We start from the raw sequence: 18,851 nt of genomic DNA, 5'->3' as shown, positions 1-18,851 counted from the left end.
AGTTCCTGTTCCTCCAGTGACATTTACTGTTGCAGACCCGTTAGATCCTCCATTACAAGAAACATCAGTTTGAGATGTTGTTGCCGTAAGTGGATCAGGTTCCGAAATGATAAAACTTTCTGTTTTTATACATGAATTAGCATCTGTGACAGTTAAGGTATAAGTTCCAGCAGTAAGGCCCGTTGCAGTTGCAGCGTTTCCTCCAGATGGAGACCAAGAATAGGTGTAAGCACCAGTACCACCAGTTACACCTACAGTAACAGATCCATTGCTTCCGTTATGACAAGATACAGCTACAGGAGTTCCAGTTAAGGTTAAAGGGTCTGGTTCTGTAATTTTGATGGTATTTGTTGTAGAACATAAATTTTCATCTGTGACTGTAACAGTATATGTCCCTGCAGTCAGGTCAGTTGCTGTTGCTGCATTTCCTCCAGACGGAGACCAAGAGTATGTATAAGCTCCAGTTCCGCCAGTTGCAATTACAGACGCAGTACCGTTATTGCCTCCGTTGCAAGAAACATCGGTATGCGAATCTGATACTGAAAGAGCTGTTGGCTCTATAATTTGTACAGATTTTGTCACAAAGCAGCCATTTTCATCGGTTACAGTTACCGTGTAAGTATTTGGACTTAATCCTGTAGCTGTTGCAGCAGTTCCTCCAGAAGGAGACCAAGAATAGGTATAGTTTCCAGTTCCTCCAGAAGGAGTTACAGTAGCTGTTCCGTTATTTGCCTGATGGCATAAAATATCTGTTTTTGCTATTGTTGCTGTAAGAACAGGAGGGTCAGTAATAGTTACGCTTGCCGTAGTCTGGCATAGGTTGGCATCTTTTATAGTTACTGTATAAGTTCCTGCCAATAATCCGCTTGCTGTTGCATTAGTTCCTCCTGATGGAGACCAAGAATAGGTATAAAGTCCCGTTCCTCCAGTAACACTTACGGTTGCAGTTCCGTTAGAACCTCCATTACAAGAAACATCGGTTTGAGATGTTGTTGCTATAAGAGCATCAGGTTCTGTTATGGTAATACTTTGCGTTTTAGTGCAAGAGTTAGCATCTGTTACAGTTACAATGTAAGTTCCTGCTTTAAGACCAGTTGCAGTAGCGGTTGATTGAGCTGGAGTAGTATCCCATGAATACATATATGCGCCAGTTCCTCCGATTGCTGAAACACTTGCAGAACCATTGTGTCCGCCATTGCAGCTAACATTTGTTTTTGCGCCTGGTGTTATTACAATAGCTGATGGTTCAGTGATGGTAAAGTTTTTAATAATAGAACATCCGTTCCCTGCAATAATTTTTACAGAATAACTTCCTGCAGTAAGGTTATTTACTGTATCAGTACTTCCTACATTAGGAGTCCATTCGTAGGTAAACGGTCCAGCAGCTCCTGATGGAACAACCCAAGCAGAGCCTGTACTCGCTCCATTACAAAGTACATCAGTCTTACCAGTAGTAGCGACTAGAGTATTGGTTGTGTTGATGGTAACACTTCTCATAATAGAACAGCCATTGCCATCTGTAATCGTACAGTAATAAGTGCCAGCTGTTAATCCGCTTGCAGTAGCAGCAATCCCTCCAGAAGGTGACCAAGAATAGCTATAACCTCCCACACCTCCAGATGGTATTACAGTAGCTTCACCACCTGTTGAACAAGTGGCATCTACTTGATTTGTAGTTGCGTTTAGTGCAGATGGTTCACCTATAACGAAAGTTTTAGTAATAAAACATCCATTTTTATCTGTAATTGTACAGGTGTAAGTGTCAGCTGGAAGTCCAGTAGCTGTAGCGGCACTTCCTCCAGCTGGTGACCATGCGTAGGTATAATCTCCAGCTCCTCCAAAAGGATTGACAGTTGCTGTTCCTGTTGCTCCGCCATTGCATAAAACATCTGTTTGAGATTGTGTAGCGTCTAAAATTGGCGGTTGTGTAATATTAAAATTATATGAATCGGAGCAATTATTCTCATCAGTTACGGTTACAGTATAAATACCTTCCATAAGACCACTTATTGATGTACTATGGGCTCCAGTACTCCAGTTATACGTGTAAGCACCAGTACCACCGGTAACAGTTATAGTAGCCGAACCATTTGATCCTCCATTACAAGAAACATTGTTCTGGCTAGGAGTTAGTGTAAGTGCAGGTGGTTCAGATATAGGGAAATCTAGTGTTTTTACACATTGGTTTGCATCTTTTACGGTTACAGTATAAGTTCCAGCAGAAAGTCCAGTTGCAGTTGCAGTTGTCTGGATAGGATTAGTATTCCAAGAGTAAGTATAATTTAGTGTACCGCCTAAAGCAATCACTTGAGCCGTTCCATTAGCACCTCCATAACAAGAAGTATTATTTACAGTGCCTGGCGTAAGAGTAAGAGGAGCTGAAGGCTGTCCTATTGTTACATTTGCTGTATTAGAACATAAGTTTTCATCTGTCACAGTTACAGTATAAGTTGTTGCTGCTGCTAATCCTGTTATAGTGGCAGTCTCTTCTCCGTTAGACCATAAGTACGTATAGTTGCCAGTTCCTCCACTTGGAGTCGCAGTTGCTTGACCAGTAGTATCACCAAAACAGGCTACATCAACTTTAGACATGATTATACTAATATGATTAACAGTTAGAGTTGCAGTATTTGAAGTAGCTGAAGGGGGACATGTTCCGCTTGCGACAGCTTTATATTTGTATCCGTTAAATTCAGCAGGAGCGCCGGTTATAGTCAAGGTAGAAGTGGTAATGCCAGAATAAGGAGCAGTATTTGGGACATCAACAAATCCTCCTCCTTGACCATCATCTACCAGCCACTTGTATCCTGTTGCATTTGATGCTGTTACAGAAAAAGTAGTATTACCACCAGAGCAGATAGCGATTGATGAAGGATTTGATGTAATAGCAGGAGCAGAATTTACAGTAAGACTTGCACTATTTGAAGTAGCTGGAGGAGTACAGGTTCCAGATGCAACAGCTCTGTATGTATACCCGCTCATTGCAGCTGTTGCTCCTATTATTGTAAGAGTAGAAGTAGTAGTTCCAGAATAAATAGCATTAGTTTGAACATCAATAAATCCTCCCCCTTGACCATCATTTACCTGCCATTGATATCCTGTTGCATTAGAAGCAGTTGCAGTAAAAGAAGTGTTGCCTCCTTGGCATATTGTACTTGAAGATGGTTGTGCTGTTATAGAAGGTGGAGAATCTATTGTTAAGTTTACATTAGCTGAAGTTGCTAAAGGGAAACATCCTCCAGTCACTACTACACGGTATGCATAACCACCTAGTTCGGCAGTTGCTCCAGTTATTGTAAGAGTAGAGGTAGTAACACCAGAAAATTGAGCATTGTTTGATATAGGCCCGAATCCTGAACCTTGATCTATCTGCCATTGGTACCCTGTTGCATTAGTTGCTGTAACAGAAAAAGCAGTATTGCCTCCCAAGCAAACAGATGTTGATGATGGGTGCGCTGTTATTGCTGGAGCAGGATTTATTGTCAAGAAAGCATTATTAGAAATGGCGGGAGTACAAGCTCCAGTTCCAGTTGCTATACCTCTGTAGGCATATCCGTTCATTGCAGCTGTTGCCCCTGTTATCGTAAGAGTAGAACTAGTAACACCAGAATAAGGAGCGCCAATTGAAATATCTGTAAATCCAGCACCTGCTCCTTGATCTACTTGCCATTTGTATCCAGTAGCATTTGATGCAGTTATACTAAAAGTAGTAATATCACCTATACAAATTGTATTTGAAGAAGGCTCTGATGTTATTGCGGGAAGTGGATTTACGGTTCCAGATAATACCACATTTTTTGTTGGTATTCCTATAGAGGAAACAACTAAATTTCCAGTTGGTGTTCCTGTAGCAGTTGCTGCCAGACGTACATATATGGTTCTATTTATATTACCTGAAGAAGGTGTTAATGATAAATTAGTAAAGTAAGGTCCACCAAAAGTTGTCGATATCTCATATCCTGTAGGAGGTGATAAATCTAAATTTGCGGTTAATTGGCCAGCATTCAATAAAAAATTTTGCGGAATAGAGGCAGAACCAGCACAAGTTGTAAATCCGCTAAGTGAACTTACACTAGTAGTAGCTCCGGGAGATTCTGCTATTGTAACGGGATACATTACAGAGCATCCTCCAGATCCGTTTGGAGTGCTGTCTTTGATAGTTACTATGTAATTTCCTGGAGGGAGTCCAGATGCTGTAGCTGACAAAATACCAGAAGGTGCCCATTCATAAGTATATGGTGGGGTACCTCCCGATGCTGTAACTGTTGCAGTGCCATTGTTTGCCCCATAAGCACTAGGAGTGTTAGTTGCAATCGAAGGTGAAATAACAGTCGGCACTGTTAATGTCGCTGCATTAGAATTTACAGATCCCGAACCTGTTGCCACACAGCGATACTGATAACCATTCATAGCAGACGTTGCCCCAGTAATTGAAAGTGTTGAACTATTTGTGCCAGTATAAGTAGCGTTATCAGAAATATTTCCAAAACTTCCGCTTGTGTTAACCTGCCATTGATAGCTTGTAGCGTTAAGAGCCACAATTGAGAACGAAGTATTTGTTCCAGAACATATTGTCTTGTTACTAGGGTGACTGTTTATAATTGGTGTAGTAGCAATATAAGTATATGCTGTGGGTAGCGTTTGTGCGGTTATTGCCTTTATCCAGTTTGCCTGAGTCATTAGCGCCGTTCTGGCTGCAGCAGCATTAGGAAAAGGAGCCCCAGTACCATTAAATTTAGCTGATGTTATTATACCTGAATTAGATACATTTCCAGCATAAAAAGCACTAGTTCCATTCAAGAGTCCTGGAGGAATCATAGACGAATTTGGTCCCGCTGCGCAAGTTGGGCCTTCCCAACCAGCTTCAGTTGTGTCTGTACTACAATAGGAATAGGAAATTCCAGAAATCAGCGTTACACTTGGACCATTAATTGAGCCACTACCTCCTTGAAAGGCAATAATTTGATCGCCACCAGCAGATAAGGATAATCCACTACTAATTTGTGTTGCGGTATTGTAATCCACGGTTCCATTATTACTCGAGGTAGCAGTGCCGGTATCGTATACAGAAGCGGTTCGTCCAATAATGGTGACTTCTGTTCCTGCAGCGAGGGCACTGGAACTCGTCCATATTATAGTGCCTTCTGTTGTACTAGCGCTAGTTGGTAGGATCCAACCTCCTGAGCTATATCCTATGTCTGTAAAGTTAATTACTGTATTTGCTGAAATATCCTTAAGTAAAACAAAGGAAAATGTGTCACTAGATGCACCTGGAATAGCATTGTAACCTGAAAAGGCAATATCTCCCGCACTCAAAGTTGTTTGAGAATTACCTACATAACTCTGCGTAAATATCCCTAGAAATAAGGCAATATTTAAGATTTTTTTAATTTTAGAGTAAAAATGTTTCATAATAAGCTAGTTAAATTATAGAGTCAAATTGCTCACCGTTTTTAAGACCAAAAGCGAGCAATTTGTGCCCACTCATAAAACCTTCATCAGTATAAATAGTGTTTATTCGTAATTGTGTATTATCGTAACATTGTATAATTAGACCTTTATTTTCATTTATTTCTAATACTGTACCCGGCGCTTTGGTATTACCCGAAGTTTCTTGCGTTTGTGAAACTTCCAAAAAACGAATATTTAAACCATTCCATTGCGTATAAGCTCCCTTATTCCAAGGATTGCAAGCATTTACCAAAGCTTGTATTGATTTAGAGTCTTGTTTTTCCCATTGTATGGATACGTCAGTTATGATTGGTTTTTTATAATATTTGGCAAGTGTTTCATCTTGAGATAAACCTTTGTCATTTAGTTGTAATTGTGCAAAAAGTTCAGGCAATATATAAGAGGCCAAATACGACAAATGTGTGCAAAGCATACCATGAGTTAAATCAGCATGAATAGGGAGGGTTTTCTTCAAAATAATTTTCCCTTTATCTATTTCTTTTTCAATAGCATGTACAGAAATTCCGGTTTCACTTTTCTGGCTTCTAATTGATTCAAAAACCGGGTCGGCACCACGCATTTCTGGTAAGAGTCCGTAATGGAAATTATAAAATAAATTTGGGTTCTGATCAATAATTTCATCTGGAACTTTCCAGGGAAAAGTCATTGTAAAAATATATTTTAAGTGATTTATTTTTAAAATTTCTTTTATTTGAGGTATTAGTTTTGCTTTTTCAAACCAAATTATATTGACACCAACGTTTGCTGCAAAAACAGAACAGAAAGCTTTTACTTCTTCATTTTCGATGGGAACGCCTATCGTATGTAACCTTCCGAAGCTATGTAATGTCTGTATAGCTGGAAATGCCATTCGGTTGTTACATAATACTACTATGTCTCGTATTGGACTCATGAATCTAAACAAGCATAAGAGTTAAACCATGAATTAGTAGTACTGTTTTGAAGTGCCAGAATATGATGATAGAGACGATTGCGTTCTTCTTCCAGATTAGGAACTTCTGCTATATTCGTCAAAATACAATTTTCTGTTTCTTCATTTTTAGCTACTATTGCGTAATATATTGGGGCTTCAGAGAATCCAGTATCAGGATTCATATAAACTCTTCCTCTAGGAGAATCAATAGTGATATTATCTAATGATAGACCATTAGAGTTTACTATAAATAAGGCAGCTTCCCAACCTAGAAGAGAAAATACATTTGCTTTATGCATTTTAATTCCATTTAAGGTTGTATTAAAAGCTTCATTTTCTTTGGAGATTATATTCGTTGACCACGGTATAGCGCAGCTCCAGTCGTATCCTGGATAGGGGATTTTAGACATCCAGATTTCTTCAGCAGTAAAACCGCTTCCATAAGTTTTGCTTGATGCCAGATTTTTTAATTTAGATGATTCTCTGAAAAAATCTTCCGCCATATCGCCACAAAATGATGCTAATATAGTTGTGTTATTATTATTTTCTAGAAATTGTTCTAAAGGGCCAAGATTAAAATCAGATTTTTGAAGAGCAGTTATATGATTGTATATAATTTGCGCTCCCTTATCTTCAATTGCAGTAGCAAAAGAGTAGGAAGGACGGTAACCTGCATCGTAGAAAGAACAGGTTATAGCAAAATTATTCTGTCCATCTTCAATAGCCTTATTTACTATTGCGCGCGAACATAAATTGCCCTGCAAAGAAATAAAACAAACATTGGATAGTTTTTTTTCAACATTTTGAAAATGATAACCGCTGTCTAATACAATTAGCAATTTACTAGAACTTTCGAAGAGTGGATGTATGTATGCAGCTGCCTCAGGATTGATGTAAGCAATAATAATATCTACACCATTTAGCAGTAGTTGTTCACTGCAAGAATAGAGGTCTTTATTATTTGCACCAACACCTATACTAGCTGTTACAATTTCATGTTTATCATCTTGTCCCATTTTTTTTAATGAATATTTAAAACCATCCATTATATCAAATGACATCGAAGGATAAATAACAGATCGAGGCAAGAGTAAAGCTATTTTCATAAAGATTATTTTTTAAATAAAAATTACCCATTAGAAAATCTAATGGGTATAAACTGTTAATTTCTTGAAGGAAACACTCCCTGAAGGCATATTATATAATTCATTCCCAAATAAGGTTGTTGAACTGAAATAGGCTGATTGTTACCTGTTAAATTTACAGTTATTGTAGGAGTAACAGGTTTTAAAGCCGCATTGGCTGCTTTATTTGAATACAATCCTTGTAGGATAGCGAGAGTATTATTTGTTGCTGATGAACTGTCTCCTGTATCTGAGTAGGATGGCATTGCAAAAGATCCGCTTGCTGCATGATTATGATTAGGTAAATTAGATAAGAGAGCTGTTACAGAATTAGTTCCCATTACAGTACCTGGTTGAAATGGCGCAAGACCTGAGACAATACCAGTTCCAGCAGGAATTCTTCCTCTAAAATCAGGTAAGCAAAATGTTTGAACGCCATTGCCTCCAAATGTTGTGCCTAATAGGCTAAATAAAGCTTGGTTTGTACTTATATTAAGGATTTGACCATAACAAAATGCCCAGTTTTTTGGTGCAAAGTTTGGTGCAAATAATCGAATTTCGGATACTGTTCCTTCCATGGTTCCTTTTTTTAGTTAGTTTCTACTTGGAAAAATACCCTGTACACAAATAATATAATTGGTAGCAAGGTAGGGTTGAATTATGCTGAAAGGAATAGAACTTCCCATGTTTTGAACTGTTACTGTTGCATTTTCAACTTTTAAATCTGTATCAAACCCTTGTGTTGAGTAAGCTTCTGGTAGTCCCGCTAATATATTGCCAGTAGGAGAAGCCAATTCTCCAGTTGCGTTATCAGCAGGAATAGCCAATGAACCTGCAGCAATATGGGTATGTGCAGGCATTTGATTTATAGTCATAGTAACATTTTCTGTACCACCAACTTGGCCAAGTATTACATTGGGTAATCCTGTGCCTTGACCTGTGCCTACTGGAACTCTGCCTTGAAGATCAGGGAGTTTAAAGGTATTTTGACCGTCACCGCCATAGGTTGTGCCAAGTAAAGCAAAAAGTGCGTCATTGTTAGCAATACCTAGTGTTGCTCCATTGCAAAAAGCCCAACCGCTTGGGGCAAAATTCCCTCCAAATAAACGGATTTCTCCTAAATATCCTTCCATTGTATATTTTTTTAGGTTATAAATTTTTTGTTTTTTGAAGATTAATTACGGGATGGAAATGCACCCTCTAAGCATATAATGTAATTCATCCCAATAGAAGGTTGCATAATAGACAGTGGTACATTGTCACCTGTACGACCTGTGGTTACAGTAAAACTAGCTGCTTTCAAAGTTGTATCACCTGGAAGTGTAGAGTACATACTGGCTTTAGCCGCCAAAACATTGCCATCTGGAGTACCCGAATCACCCGTGTCAGAGTAAGCGGGAATCTTAATAGTTGCAGCAGCGGTGTGATTGTGTATTGGCAGATTTGAGAGTGTTAAGGTAGACCCATTTGTTCCTGCCATTTCTCCAAGTTCATATGGAGTTAGACCATTTCCGTTTCCAAAACCAATAGCTACTCGTCCTACAAAGTCAGGTAAACCAAATGTTGTAGAGCCATTTCCACCATATACAGTGCCAATTATAGAAAATAGTGCAGTATATCTTTGTATGGGTAAAATTTGCCCGTTGCATGATGCCCAAGATCTGGGTACAAAATTTGCGGCAAAATGCCGAATTTCTCCAACCGTTCCTTCCATAATTTTTAAGATTTAATAGTTAATGTTAGTTTTTGATCGTATTTATATTACAATGCTAAATTACTTTATAACTATATTATGGGTACACGGGTTTATACGGGTTTTTTGCTAAAGTGCTATTATTTAATACAATAATTTTAAATTAAGATGATGATTTTCAATTTTTTAGCTTGAAGAATATTGTGTAGCACAATAAAAAAAGGCAGTACTCGACTGCCTTTTTTGTGTTTTAACTTGAGAATGTTAAGCCTTTATTTTTGAAGCTTACATAAAGCTCTTGTCTTGCGGAACTTATCGTTTCTTCAGTCCTATAAATACTGCACCAGAACTTGATTAAGAGTTTATATTTTCCATCAGAAATTGAGCTGTAATATATTTGTGATGGTTTTGAATTGTTTACTAGCGGAAGGTTGGAAAGTGTTTCATTTACAATGAGATTAATTTCTTCAGGAATGGTTTCTCCATTGATTTCAAATGTAATTTCAACCAATTTAAAATTGTCCGTATAAGTCCAGTTAGTGATATTTTGAGATAATAAATTACCATTCGGAATAATGATTTCGGCACCATTTGGAGCATTTATTTTAGTTGTCCTTAATCCCATCGATTTGATACGGCCAGATTCTGAGCTAATTTCAACCACGTCACCAACTTGAATTGGCTTATCGAAAATCAAGATAATTCCCGAAACAAAATTGTTTACAATGTTTTGAAGTCCAAGTCCGACACCGACTCCTAAAGCACCTAAAAGGATACTCAATTTATCTAAAGGCATTCCAGAAGCCGCAACAGCAAGCAGATAACCGCTTATAAGGACAACCAAACGGGTAATAAGCAATTTTGAATGCTGTCTTTTATTAATATTTTCTTCGTTTTCATCATCAATTTCACCAAAGAAATAAGCAACATATTTTTGAAGCAAATGCGCCGCCCAAATAATAACAAAGAATAAAACGATATTACCAAGTGTAAATGTAATGCTTCCAATTGTATTCGGATGGCTTAACAGTTTAGTTAAAGAAGCGCGAAGCGATTCCCAAATATTCAAATTTGAAGCAATCACAATTAGCCACATATAACTAATTACAATGATAAAAGGTCTTTTTAAAGTATCTGATAAACTTTCGTAATCAAACATTTTTTCAATTCCTCTTTTTACTCTAGTGGTATAAATTTGAAGCAAAATAATTTCCAAAATAATCTTCAAAAGAACGCTTAAAGCAACAATTTGAGTAAGTGATATAAAAGCCGTAAGACTTAACATATTAGAAAGAGAAACTCTTCCGAATAAATTATAAAGAATAGATAAAATATTTAATCCGATAAAAATGATACTTGCCCATTTAAAAAAGCCTTTTATATAAAGTTCTTCTTTAAGTGTTTTGATCTGAACTAAACCATAGCGAATTCCTAAAATATTGATTGCAACAAAAGCAAAACGCTGCAATAACCCGATTGTGATAAATAAGTCTAAAAAGCAAAGCGCAAAGAATAATCCTAAAAGGAAAAGCCAGTTTCTCATAGCAACGCCAGACCACTGATTTTTAAAAAGGAAAATTAAAACACCAAGCAAGAAAAGCTGAATTAATTCTAAAAATAGAGCAGGAGCATACAAATTGGTAACTACGGCAATATTTAACGCAATAACCAAAACAGGAAGCAAAGCACCACGGTTTAAGTATTTGAAATTTAAAAGCAAAAGGTTTTCAGCATAGCCATTTGTTTTAAGATATTTGATGTTTCGGGAAATATACCAAAACAAAAGACCCATAAAGAAACACAAAGTTATAAGTCCGCCGGCTTTGTAGCTAAGATAGTAAGCTGCGACGTTTTCTTCGATTATAATTTTTGCTTTAATGTTATGCGTGACCCTTTTCTTAGCAGCAGTGTCGTTAATCTGCCATAAAGAAGGATATTCTTTTTTGAATATACTGATTCCAGACTTTTCCAGTTTGCTTTCAACAGTTGCCAAAGCATTAGAAACCGAAATTTTTCGCTGTACTGTAAGTCTTTTTTTGTTGTTTAAAGTGGTCTGGTTTTTAGTCATCAGACTATCAGTAGCAACATATCTTTTTCTAAGATTTCCGAATTCTTTCTGGAATTGTTTACGACGAATGGTGTCTTTTAATAAAGTAATTAAAGTTTTGTCTTTGCGCAGATCAATTACACGTTTCTTGATGTTTTCAAGATTTTGATTTCGGTCATTGATGGCCTTATTCTGTTCTTCTAATTCCTGTTGAATTTCTTGAAGGACAATTCGATACATCTGCTGATTTCGCACATTAGGATTGGCTCCTTTTAAACTGGCTAAGATTAAATCCAGTTTACTTTCAGTACGTTTCATGTCGCCAAAAAGATGGCGAGTATCACCTGCGAAATCAATGTCATTATAGGCAGATTCTAATACTTCACCAGCTTTTTCGATTGCCATTAAGTAATCGCTGTCAGTTGCAGTAGTGTCATTAAATAACCTTCCGCGGCTTTCTTTTTTAATTGCTTTTTGCTGCTGTGCGTAATTAAACTGTGAGAAGAAAAAAAGTAGAAATAGAGAGAAAAAATAAAAAGTTCTTTTTTGTATAATCATAATTTAGGGCTTATATTACGGTCCCAAAATTAATTTTTTTTAGTAGACTTTCAGTTAAGAAAAACTAAATTTAAAAGCTATAACTGAATATTTATCAGAGGTTTTTTATTCAAAATTTCTTGAAGCAATTTCCTGTTGAATTTCTTTTAGAAAATTAGAGTAGATAATAAGAAATGCCATTGAGAAAGGAAATATCACTAAGCTTAACAATCCTTTCTCGAGAAATATAAATACTATAATGATTAACAGTAAGATGGCAATTAATATCAAAAAGTTAATTGTTGTTTTAATAGTTTTCTGCATTTTTAAGAGCTCTTCAATGCTCATTTCGCTTGGTTTCTTTGTTTTCATTTTCTATTTTTACTTTAGAATAACAACAAATTTTAATTAAAAAACTTTCCCAAACAATAAGTCAGATTTTTTTGACTACCCTAATAATTATGGAAGAAAAAGAAACTTGTCCGGCACAAAGACTTTTAAAAATGCTATCTGGAAAATGGAAGGCAGAAATTTTCCGTCTTGCTGTAGAATCACCTTTGCGTTTTAATAATTTACTGCGTCAGATTCAAGGATCTAACAAACAATCTTTAGCTACAGCTTTAAAAGAACTTGAGGAAGAAGGTCTTTTGGAAAAAATTACCATTAAACTAAAACCACTTCATATTGAATATAATTTGACAGATAAAGGAAAAGCTTTAATTCCTGTTTTTCAGCAATTGGAAGGGTTATCTCAATAAATTTAAATTGTTAAAAAATATATTCAAACTATTTTTCATAGTGAAAAATTATATTATTTGGGTTAAATTTGCCTTGTGCGAAAACAAATTGTCTACATATTTATCTTTCTAATAGCTTCAAACAGTAGTTTTGTACAGCAGTTTTATAAACTGCCAATACTGATTGAGCATTTTCAAGAGCACAAAAAGCTGATGGATTTAAGTTTCATCGATTTCTTGTCTATGCATTATTGGGGAGAAGATTTAAAGGATAATGACGCAGATCGCGATATGCAGCTTCCATTCAAAACAATTAGCAGTAGTTCGTTTCACTTTGTTTTTATTTTAGATGACAAAGATTTACTTCCTGTTCCTTTTAATCTAGAATTACCGCAATTAAAAATTCCAACTTACAGATCTAATCTTCATTCAGATCCTAATCTGCTTTCTTTATTCCGACCACCGGTAGCATAAATATTTTTTAAAATTTTTATTGAAGTCGCTGAAACACATCGTTTCTAGTGGCTCATCTATTATTTTTTAATTAATACATTATGCTTAATAAAGTAATTCAGTTCTCAGTTAAGAATAAACTGGCCATTGGAATCTTTACACTGCTGTGGATTGTCTATGGTGTGTATGAGGTTACCCAATTGCCTATTGATGCCGTGCCAGACATCACAAACAATCAGGTGCAAATTATTACAACAGCGCCATCTCTTGGAGCTGAGGATGTAGAAAGATTAATCACTTTCCCGATCGAACAGGCGATTAGCAATATTCCGCATCTTAAAGAAAGCCGTAGTATTTCGCGATTCGGACTTTCATTAGTAAGTGTTGTTTTTGAAGACGATGCCGATGTGTATTGGGCTAGACAGCAGATTACAGAAAGACTGCAGCAAGTAGAAATAGACAGAAATGCCAATAGACCCGAAATGGCTCCAGTCACAACTGGTTTAGGTGAAATATACCAATATGTTTTAAAACCAAAACCAGGTTACGAGGAGAAATATTCACTAGAAGATTTAAGAACAATCCAGGATTGGACAATCAGAAGACAGCTTCTGGGAACTGCGGGAATTGCAGATGTTTCGACTTTTGGAGGGAAACTAAAGCAATATGAAATTGCGGTTAATCCAGCGAGACTGAAAGCACAAAACTTAACAATTAGTGAAGTTTTTACTGCTCTAAATAGCAGTAATGAAAATACTGGAGGAGCTTATATTGAGAAAGGCCCAACGGTTTCTTACATTAGAAGTACTGGTTTAGCTAAAAGCATTGAAGATATTGAAAACATTGTGGTTAAAAGCACACAAGGTGGCCTTCCGATTTTAGTGAAAGATGTTGCCGATGTTAAGATTTCTTCGGCTATTCGTTATGGCGCTTTAACGACAGATGAATACGGAGAATCTGTGGGCGGAATCGTAATGATGCTGAAAGGGGAAAACGCCAATAATGTTATTGTCAATGTAAAAGATAAAATTGCCGAAATAGAAAAAATACTTCCAGAAGGTTTAAAAATTGAGCCTTTCTTAGATCGTACAAAAATGGTGGATAATGCCATCGGAACGGTTGAAAAAAACTTAATTGAAGGTGCTTTAATAGTTGTTTTGATTCTGGTTTTATTCCTTGGAAATCTGAGGGCTGGATTTATTGTAGCTTCAGTTATTCCGCTTGCGATGCTTTTTGCCATTATTATGATGAATACTTTTGGCGTAAGCGGAAACCTTATGAGTCTTGGTGCTCTAGATTTTGGATTAATTGTAGACGGAGCTGTAATTATAGTAGAAGCTATTCTACATCATCTTCATAGTTCAAAAAAATACCAGTCTGTTTCGAATATTTCTCAAGACGAAATGGACAAAGAAGTGACAGGATCGGCTGCGCGTATGATGAATGCAGCGGTTTTTGGGCAAATCATTATTCTAATTGTGTATTTGCCAATTCTTTCTTTACAGGGAATTGAAGGTAAAATGTTCAAACCAATGGCTCAAACTGTTGCTTTTGCCATTTTGGGAGCTTTCATCTTATCGCTTACGTATGTTCCAATGGTTAGCGCTTTGTTTTTAAGCAAAAAAATCAGCCATAAAAAGAATCTTTCTGACCGTATTATGGAAAGATTAGAAAATGCTTATGAAGGCTGGCTTACAAAAGCTCTAAGTATTAGAAAAGCAATTGTGATTGGAGCATTTGTTCTTTTTGGAATTGCAGTTTTATTGTTTGGAAGAATGGGAGGAGAATTTATTCCACAGTTGGAAGAAGGAGATTTTGCCGTTGAAACCCGTTTGCTTTTAGGAACCAATCTTTCTACAACAACAGAAACTATCACTAAAATTTCTAAAGAATTAAAGAAAGAATACCCAGAAGTTCAGCAAGTAGTTTCTAGAATTGGAAGTGCTGAAATTCCAACCGATCCAATGCCAATTGAAGGCGGGGATATGATTATTGTTTTAAAAGACAAATCAGAGTGGACAAGCGCTTCTTCATTCCCCGAATTGGCTGATAAAATGACGAAAACCGTTAAACGAATTGCGCCTGGAGTTACAACAGGATTTCAGTTTCCTGTTCAAATGCGTTTTAACGAATTAATGACTGGAGCTAAACAAGATTTGGTTTGTAAAATTTACGGAGAAGATCTTCAAAAACTTTCAGAATATGCCGAAAAACTTGGAAATATTAGTAAAACTGTTGAAGGCGCTGCAGATCTTTATGTAGAAAAAGTAACAGGAATGCCTCAAATCGTAATTGATTACAATTGGGCAGAAATGGCCAAATACGGTTTACGCGTAGCTGATGTAAATAGTACTATTAACGCTGCTTTTGCGGGAGCCGTTGCCGGAAGTATTTATGAAGGTGAAAAGCGTTTTGATATGGTGATTCGCGTAGAAGATAACGGAAGGAAAGGTATTGAAGATGTTAGAAACCTCTTAATTGCCACTCCATCAGGAATGCAGATTCCGCTTTATCAAGTGGCAAAAGTAGATGAAGTGGAAGGGCCAAATCAGATTCAGAGAGAAAATGCAAAACGAAGAATCATTGTTGGATTTAATGTTCGAGGTAGAGACGTGCAGTCAATTGTGGAAGAATTACAGCAAAAAGTAAATCAGCAAATTAAATTTGATCCAGGCTATTATATTACGTATGGTGGCGCTTTTGAAAACTTACAGCAAGCAAAAGCAAGACTGGGAGTTGCTGTTCCAGCTGCTTTATTAATGATTTTTGCTTTGTTGTATTTTGCTTTTAGATCTTTTAAAGAAGGAATTATCATTTTTACCGCTATTCCATTATCAGCAATTGGAGGTGTTTTTGCATTAGTCATGCGAGATATGCCTTTTAGTATCTCCGCTGGAGTTGGTTTTATTGCGCTTTTTGGAGTTGCAGTACTAAATGGAATTGTTTTGATATCCGAATTTAACCGAATTCAAAAACATGGCGAAATCACTGATCCTTTTGATATTATCATTTTAGGAACCAAAAATAGATTGCGTCCCGTTTTAATGACGGCGGCTGTGGCTTCGCTAGGATTTCTTCCTATGGCTTTGAGCAACGGAGCAGGAGCAGAGGTGCAGCGACCACTGGCAACTGTGGTTATTGGCGGATTGGTGACAGCAACTCTTTTAACATTGTTTGTGCTTCCAGCCATTTATTTAATGACGTATCACGCTAAAGTTTTTACTAAAAAAAGAAAAAAACACATGAACAATCTGACCATTTTATTAAGCATTCTTTTTATTGGTAATATGGCAAATGCACAGCAATTACCAATTTCGCTTGATGAATCAATTTCAATTGCGATTCAGAATAACAAAACCATTAAATCGGCTAAATTAAATGAACAGTCTAAAAGCCATTTGCAAAAAACGGCTTATAATCTTCCGCAGACGCAAATAGATGCCGATTACGGGCAGTTCAATAGTGCGCAGAAAGACACAAGATTTGGAATTAGTCAGACTTTTGCTTTTCCTACTGTTTATAGCAATCAGAAAAAAGCATTACAAGCTGATTTTAATAAGGCTAAAGCCGAAGTACAGTTGACTTCGCAGGAAATTAAAACCAGAGTTCGTACAATTTATTATGAATATTTATGGCTGCAAAGCAAAAAAGAACTTTTGGTTTATGCTGATTCGATTTATAGAATTATGGAGAAAAAATCAGATTTGCGATTTAAAGCTGGTGAAGCCAACGTTTTGGAAAAAAGTGCTTCGCAATCTGCGAGACAGTTTTATAGCAATCAATTGGTAATGGTAAACAGAGATCTTGAAATTGCTTCGAATCTGTTTAATTCTGTTTTACAAGATAAAGTTGAATATACTCCGAAAAGGGAAAAACTAAAAGCAGTTTTAAATATCTCTTCAATTCAAAATCTAAAAACAGAAAACCTTCCTGCTGTGCAACGTTTGCAGTTTGAGTCCGAATCTGCAAAATGGAGATGGAAAACAGAAAGTGCTAAACTGCTTCCAGAAATTACTTTAGGATATAATAATTTAAGTATTATTGGTACTCAAACTAATGCTTCAGGTCAGGAAGTGTATTATGATAGTTCACAAAGATTTAATTATATAAATGCAGGCCTTTCAATTCCGATTTTCTTTACCAGTCAGTCCGAACGAAAAAGAGCCGCAAAAGCAGAATACGAAAGTTATGTTGAGCTTTCTGAAGCGGTTAAAATTGAAACGAAAACGAATATTGAAAACGCAGATCGAGAAGTAAAAAAATATCAGGAAAGTTTAGAATATTATGAAAAGGAAGGATTGAAGAACGCTCAAACTATTATCGAAGCTTCAAGCAGTCAGTTGCAAAATGGTGATATTGATTATCTGCAATGGGTTTTAGTAGTAAATCAAGCGATTACAATCAAAAGCGAATATCTAGATGCTCTCAATGCTTACAATAAAGCAGTTGTAACTCTTCAAAATCTAAATAACATTTAAAATGAAAAAATATATTGCAGCGTTTATAGGCGCTATATTTCTAGTGTCCTGCGGAAATAAGAAAACGGAAGAAAATAAAGATGCTGAAACTAAAAACATTAATATCATAAAGTTAAGTTCTGAACAGATTAAAAATGCGGGATTAGAAAGCGGCAATCCAACTTTGAAAAATGTGAAAGAGATTTTACAACTACAAGGTACAGTAACTGTTCTTCCAAAGAGCGTTATCAGCATCAGCATTCCGTTAGGAGGTTATGTAAAAAGCACCAACCTAATTGCGGGTATGAATGTACAGAAAGGACAAGTTTTGGCCGTTTTAGAAGATATGCAGTTTATCGAATTGCAACAGGATTATCTTATGGCTAAAGAAAAGTTCGAATTGGCACAAAATGAACATAAAAGACAAAAAGAGCTTAATTTGAACAAAGCGGCAAGTGATAAGGTTTTGGAACAGATTACAACCGAAATGAGAACACAACGCATCACAATGTCTTCTTTGGAACAAAAACTAAACTTATTAGGAATTAATGCTAAAGCATTAAACGTGAATAATATAAGTAAAACCATCAAAGTAGTTTCGCCTATTAATGGTTTGGTTTCTAAAGTAAATATCAATATCGGAAAATATGTAAATCCGACCGATATGCTTTTTGAACTAATTGATAAAAAAGATATTGTACTGACTTTAAATGCATTTGAGAAGGATGTTGCCTCGCTTTCGGTTGGACAAAATGTAACGGTGTATGCAAATGCTTCTGATGCTAAGAAATACGGAGCAAAAATCGCTTTTATCAATCAAAGTTTAAACGGAGATCGTGCAGCTGAAATTATCTGTAAAGTGAATACATATAATCCAGCACTTTTACCTGGTTTGTTTGTAAATGCAGAAGTCGAAATTGAAAACCAAAAAGCACTAACAGTTCCAGAAGATGCTGTAGTGCGTTGGGAAGGCAAATTTTATGTATTTACAGAACTAGGCAATAATCAGTTTCAAATGATAGAAGTGAAGTCTGGAGTTAAGAACGAAGGTTATAATCAGATTATTTCTGATGCCGTTTCTAGTTCTTCAAAATTGGTGATAAAAAATGCTTACACCTTATTGATGTCTGCCATGAATAACGATGAACAATAATGTTTAGTTTCTGATTACAATTTAGAGTTAAACAAGAAAACCCAGTAAATTAAGTTTTACTGGGTTTTTGATTTTAAAAGCGGTTTTGTTTCGGTTTTGTTTCGATTTCAATTTAATTTCAATTTAATTTCAATTTAATTTCAATTTAATTTCAATTCAATTTCAATTTCAATTCAATTTCAATTCAATTTCGATTTCAATTTTATTCCAATTCCGTTCCAATTTCATTCCGTAGGAATGTTTCATCGGTAGAATTAAATATCGA

The 18,851-nt window shown here is 36.1% G+C and carries 11 protein-coding genes and 1 pseudogene; 4 read left to right on the top strand and 8 right to left on the bottom strand.

Features of this window, described 5'->3' with window-relative positions; all coding sequences use genetic code 11:
* The 8 genes and pseudogenes from DM397_RS00970 to DM397_RS00935 all read right to left on the bottom strand — a co-directional run.
* Positions 1-5,412, bottom strand: a pseudogene (locus tag DM397_RS00970) (hypothetical protein); the annotation flags it as partial.
* A 10-nt stretch (positions 5,413-5,422) separates the two neighbouring features.
* Positions 5,423-6,364 carry a formyltransferase family protein gene (locus DM397_RS00965; RefSeq protein ID WP_111375772.1) on the bottom strand — a complete coding sequence of 314 codons (942 nt, stop codon included), beginning with the start codon at positions 6,362-6,364 and terminating at the stop codon, positions 5,423-5,425.
* Positions 6,361-7,491: a type 1 periplasmic-binding domain-containing protein gene (locus DM397_RS00960; protein WP_142479115.1), complete on the bottom strand. Its 1,131-nt coding sequence runs from the start codon at positions 7,489-7,491 to the stop codon at positions 6,361-6,363. The genes DM397_RS00965 and DM397_RS00960 overlap by 4 nt, the downstream gene beginning before the upstream one ends.
* 56 nt (positions 7,492-7,547) lie before the next feature.
* Positions 7,548-8,087, bottom strand: a complete 540-nt coding sequence (locus DM397_RS00955; RefSeq protein WP_111375770.1) for a phage tail protein — start codon at positions 8,085-8,087, stop codon at positions 7,548-7,550.
* Between the two features lie 15 nt (positions 8,088-8,102).
* Positions 8,103-8,642, bottom strand: coding sequence for a phage tail protein (locus tag DM397_RS00950; RefSeq protein WP_111375769.1), 540 nt, complete (start codon positions 8,640-8,642; stop codon positions 8,103-8,105).
* Between the two features lie 41 nt (positions 8,643-8,683).
* Positions 8,684-9,223: a phage tail protein gene (locus tag DM397_RS00945; protein ID WP_111375768.1), complete on the bottom strand. Its 540-nt coding sequence runs from the start codon at positions 9,221-9,223 to the stop codon at positions 8,684-8,686.
* Positions 9,224-9,452: 229 nt separating this feature from the next.
* Positions 9,453-11,807, bottom strand: a complete 2,355-nt coding sequence (locus DM397_RS00940; protein WP_111375767.1) for a mechanosensitive ion channel family protein — start codon at positions 11,805-11,807, stop codon at positions 9,453-9,455.
* Positions 11,808-11,912: 105 nt separating this feature from the next.
* Positions 11,913-12,158 carry a hypothetical protein gene (locus DM397_RS00935; RefSeq protein WP_111375766.1) on the bottom strand — a complete coding sequence of 82 codons (246 nt, stop codon included), beginning with the start codon at positions 12,156-12,158 and terminating at the stop codon, positions 11,913-11,915.
* Between the two features lie 89 nt (positions 12,159-12,247).
* Between DM397_RS00935 and DM397_RS00930 the strand changes: the two genes are divergently transcribed.
* From DM397_RS00930 to DM397_RS00915, 4 genes are all read left to right on the top strand, one after another.
* Entirely contained in the window at positions 12,248-12,544 is a 297-nt protein-coding gene (locus DM397_RS00930) for a winged helix-turn-helix transcriptional regulator (RefSeq protein WP_185957095.1), read from the top strand.
* A 192-nt stretch (positions 12,545-12,736) separates the two neighbouring features.
* A complete protein-coding gene (locus DM397_RS00925) occupies positions 12,737-12,997 on the top strand; it encodes a hypothetical protein (protein WP_239457761.1) in 261 nt (86 codons plus the stop codon).
* An 80-nt stretch (positions 12,998-13,077) separates the two neighbouring features.
* Positions 13,078-17,454, top strand: coding sequence for a CusA/CzcA family heavy metal efflux RND transporter (locus tag DM397_RS00920; RefSeq protein ID WP_111375763.1), 4,377 nt, complete (start codon positions 13,078-13,080; stop codon positions 17,452-17,454).
* Position 17,455: 1 nt separating this feature from the next.
* On the top strand, positions 17,456-18,586 hold the full coding sequence (locus tag DM397_RS00915) for an efflux RND transporter periplasmic adaptor subunit (protein ID WP_111375762.1): 1,131 nt from the start codon (positions 17,456-17,458) through the stop codon (positions 18,584-18,586).
* Positions 18,587-18,851: the final 265 nt, after the last annotated feature.

This window comes from Flavobacterium nitrogenifigens, from assembly GCF_003254565.1.
Lineage (GTDB): Bacteria > Bacteroidota > Bacteroidia > Flavobacteriales > Flavobacteriaceae > Flavobacterium > Flavobacterium nitrogenifigens.
Note: the sequence above shows the minus strand (reverse complement) of the source record. Positions and strands in the feature narration are given on the sequence as shown.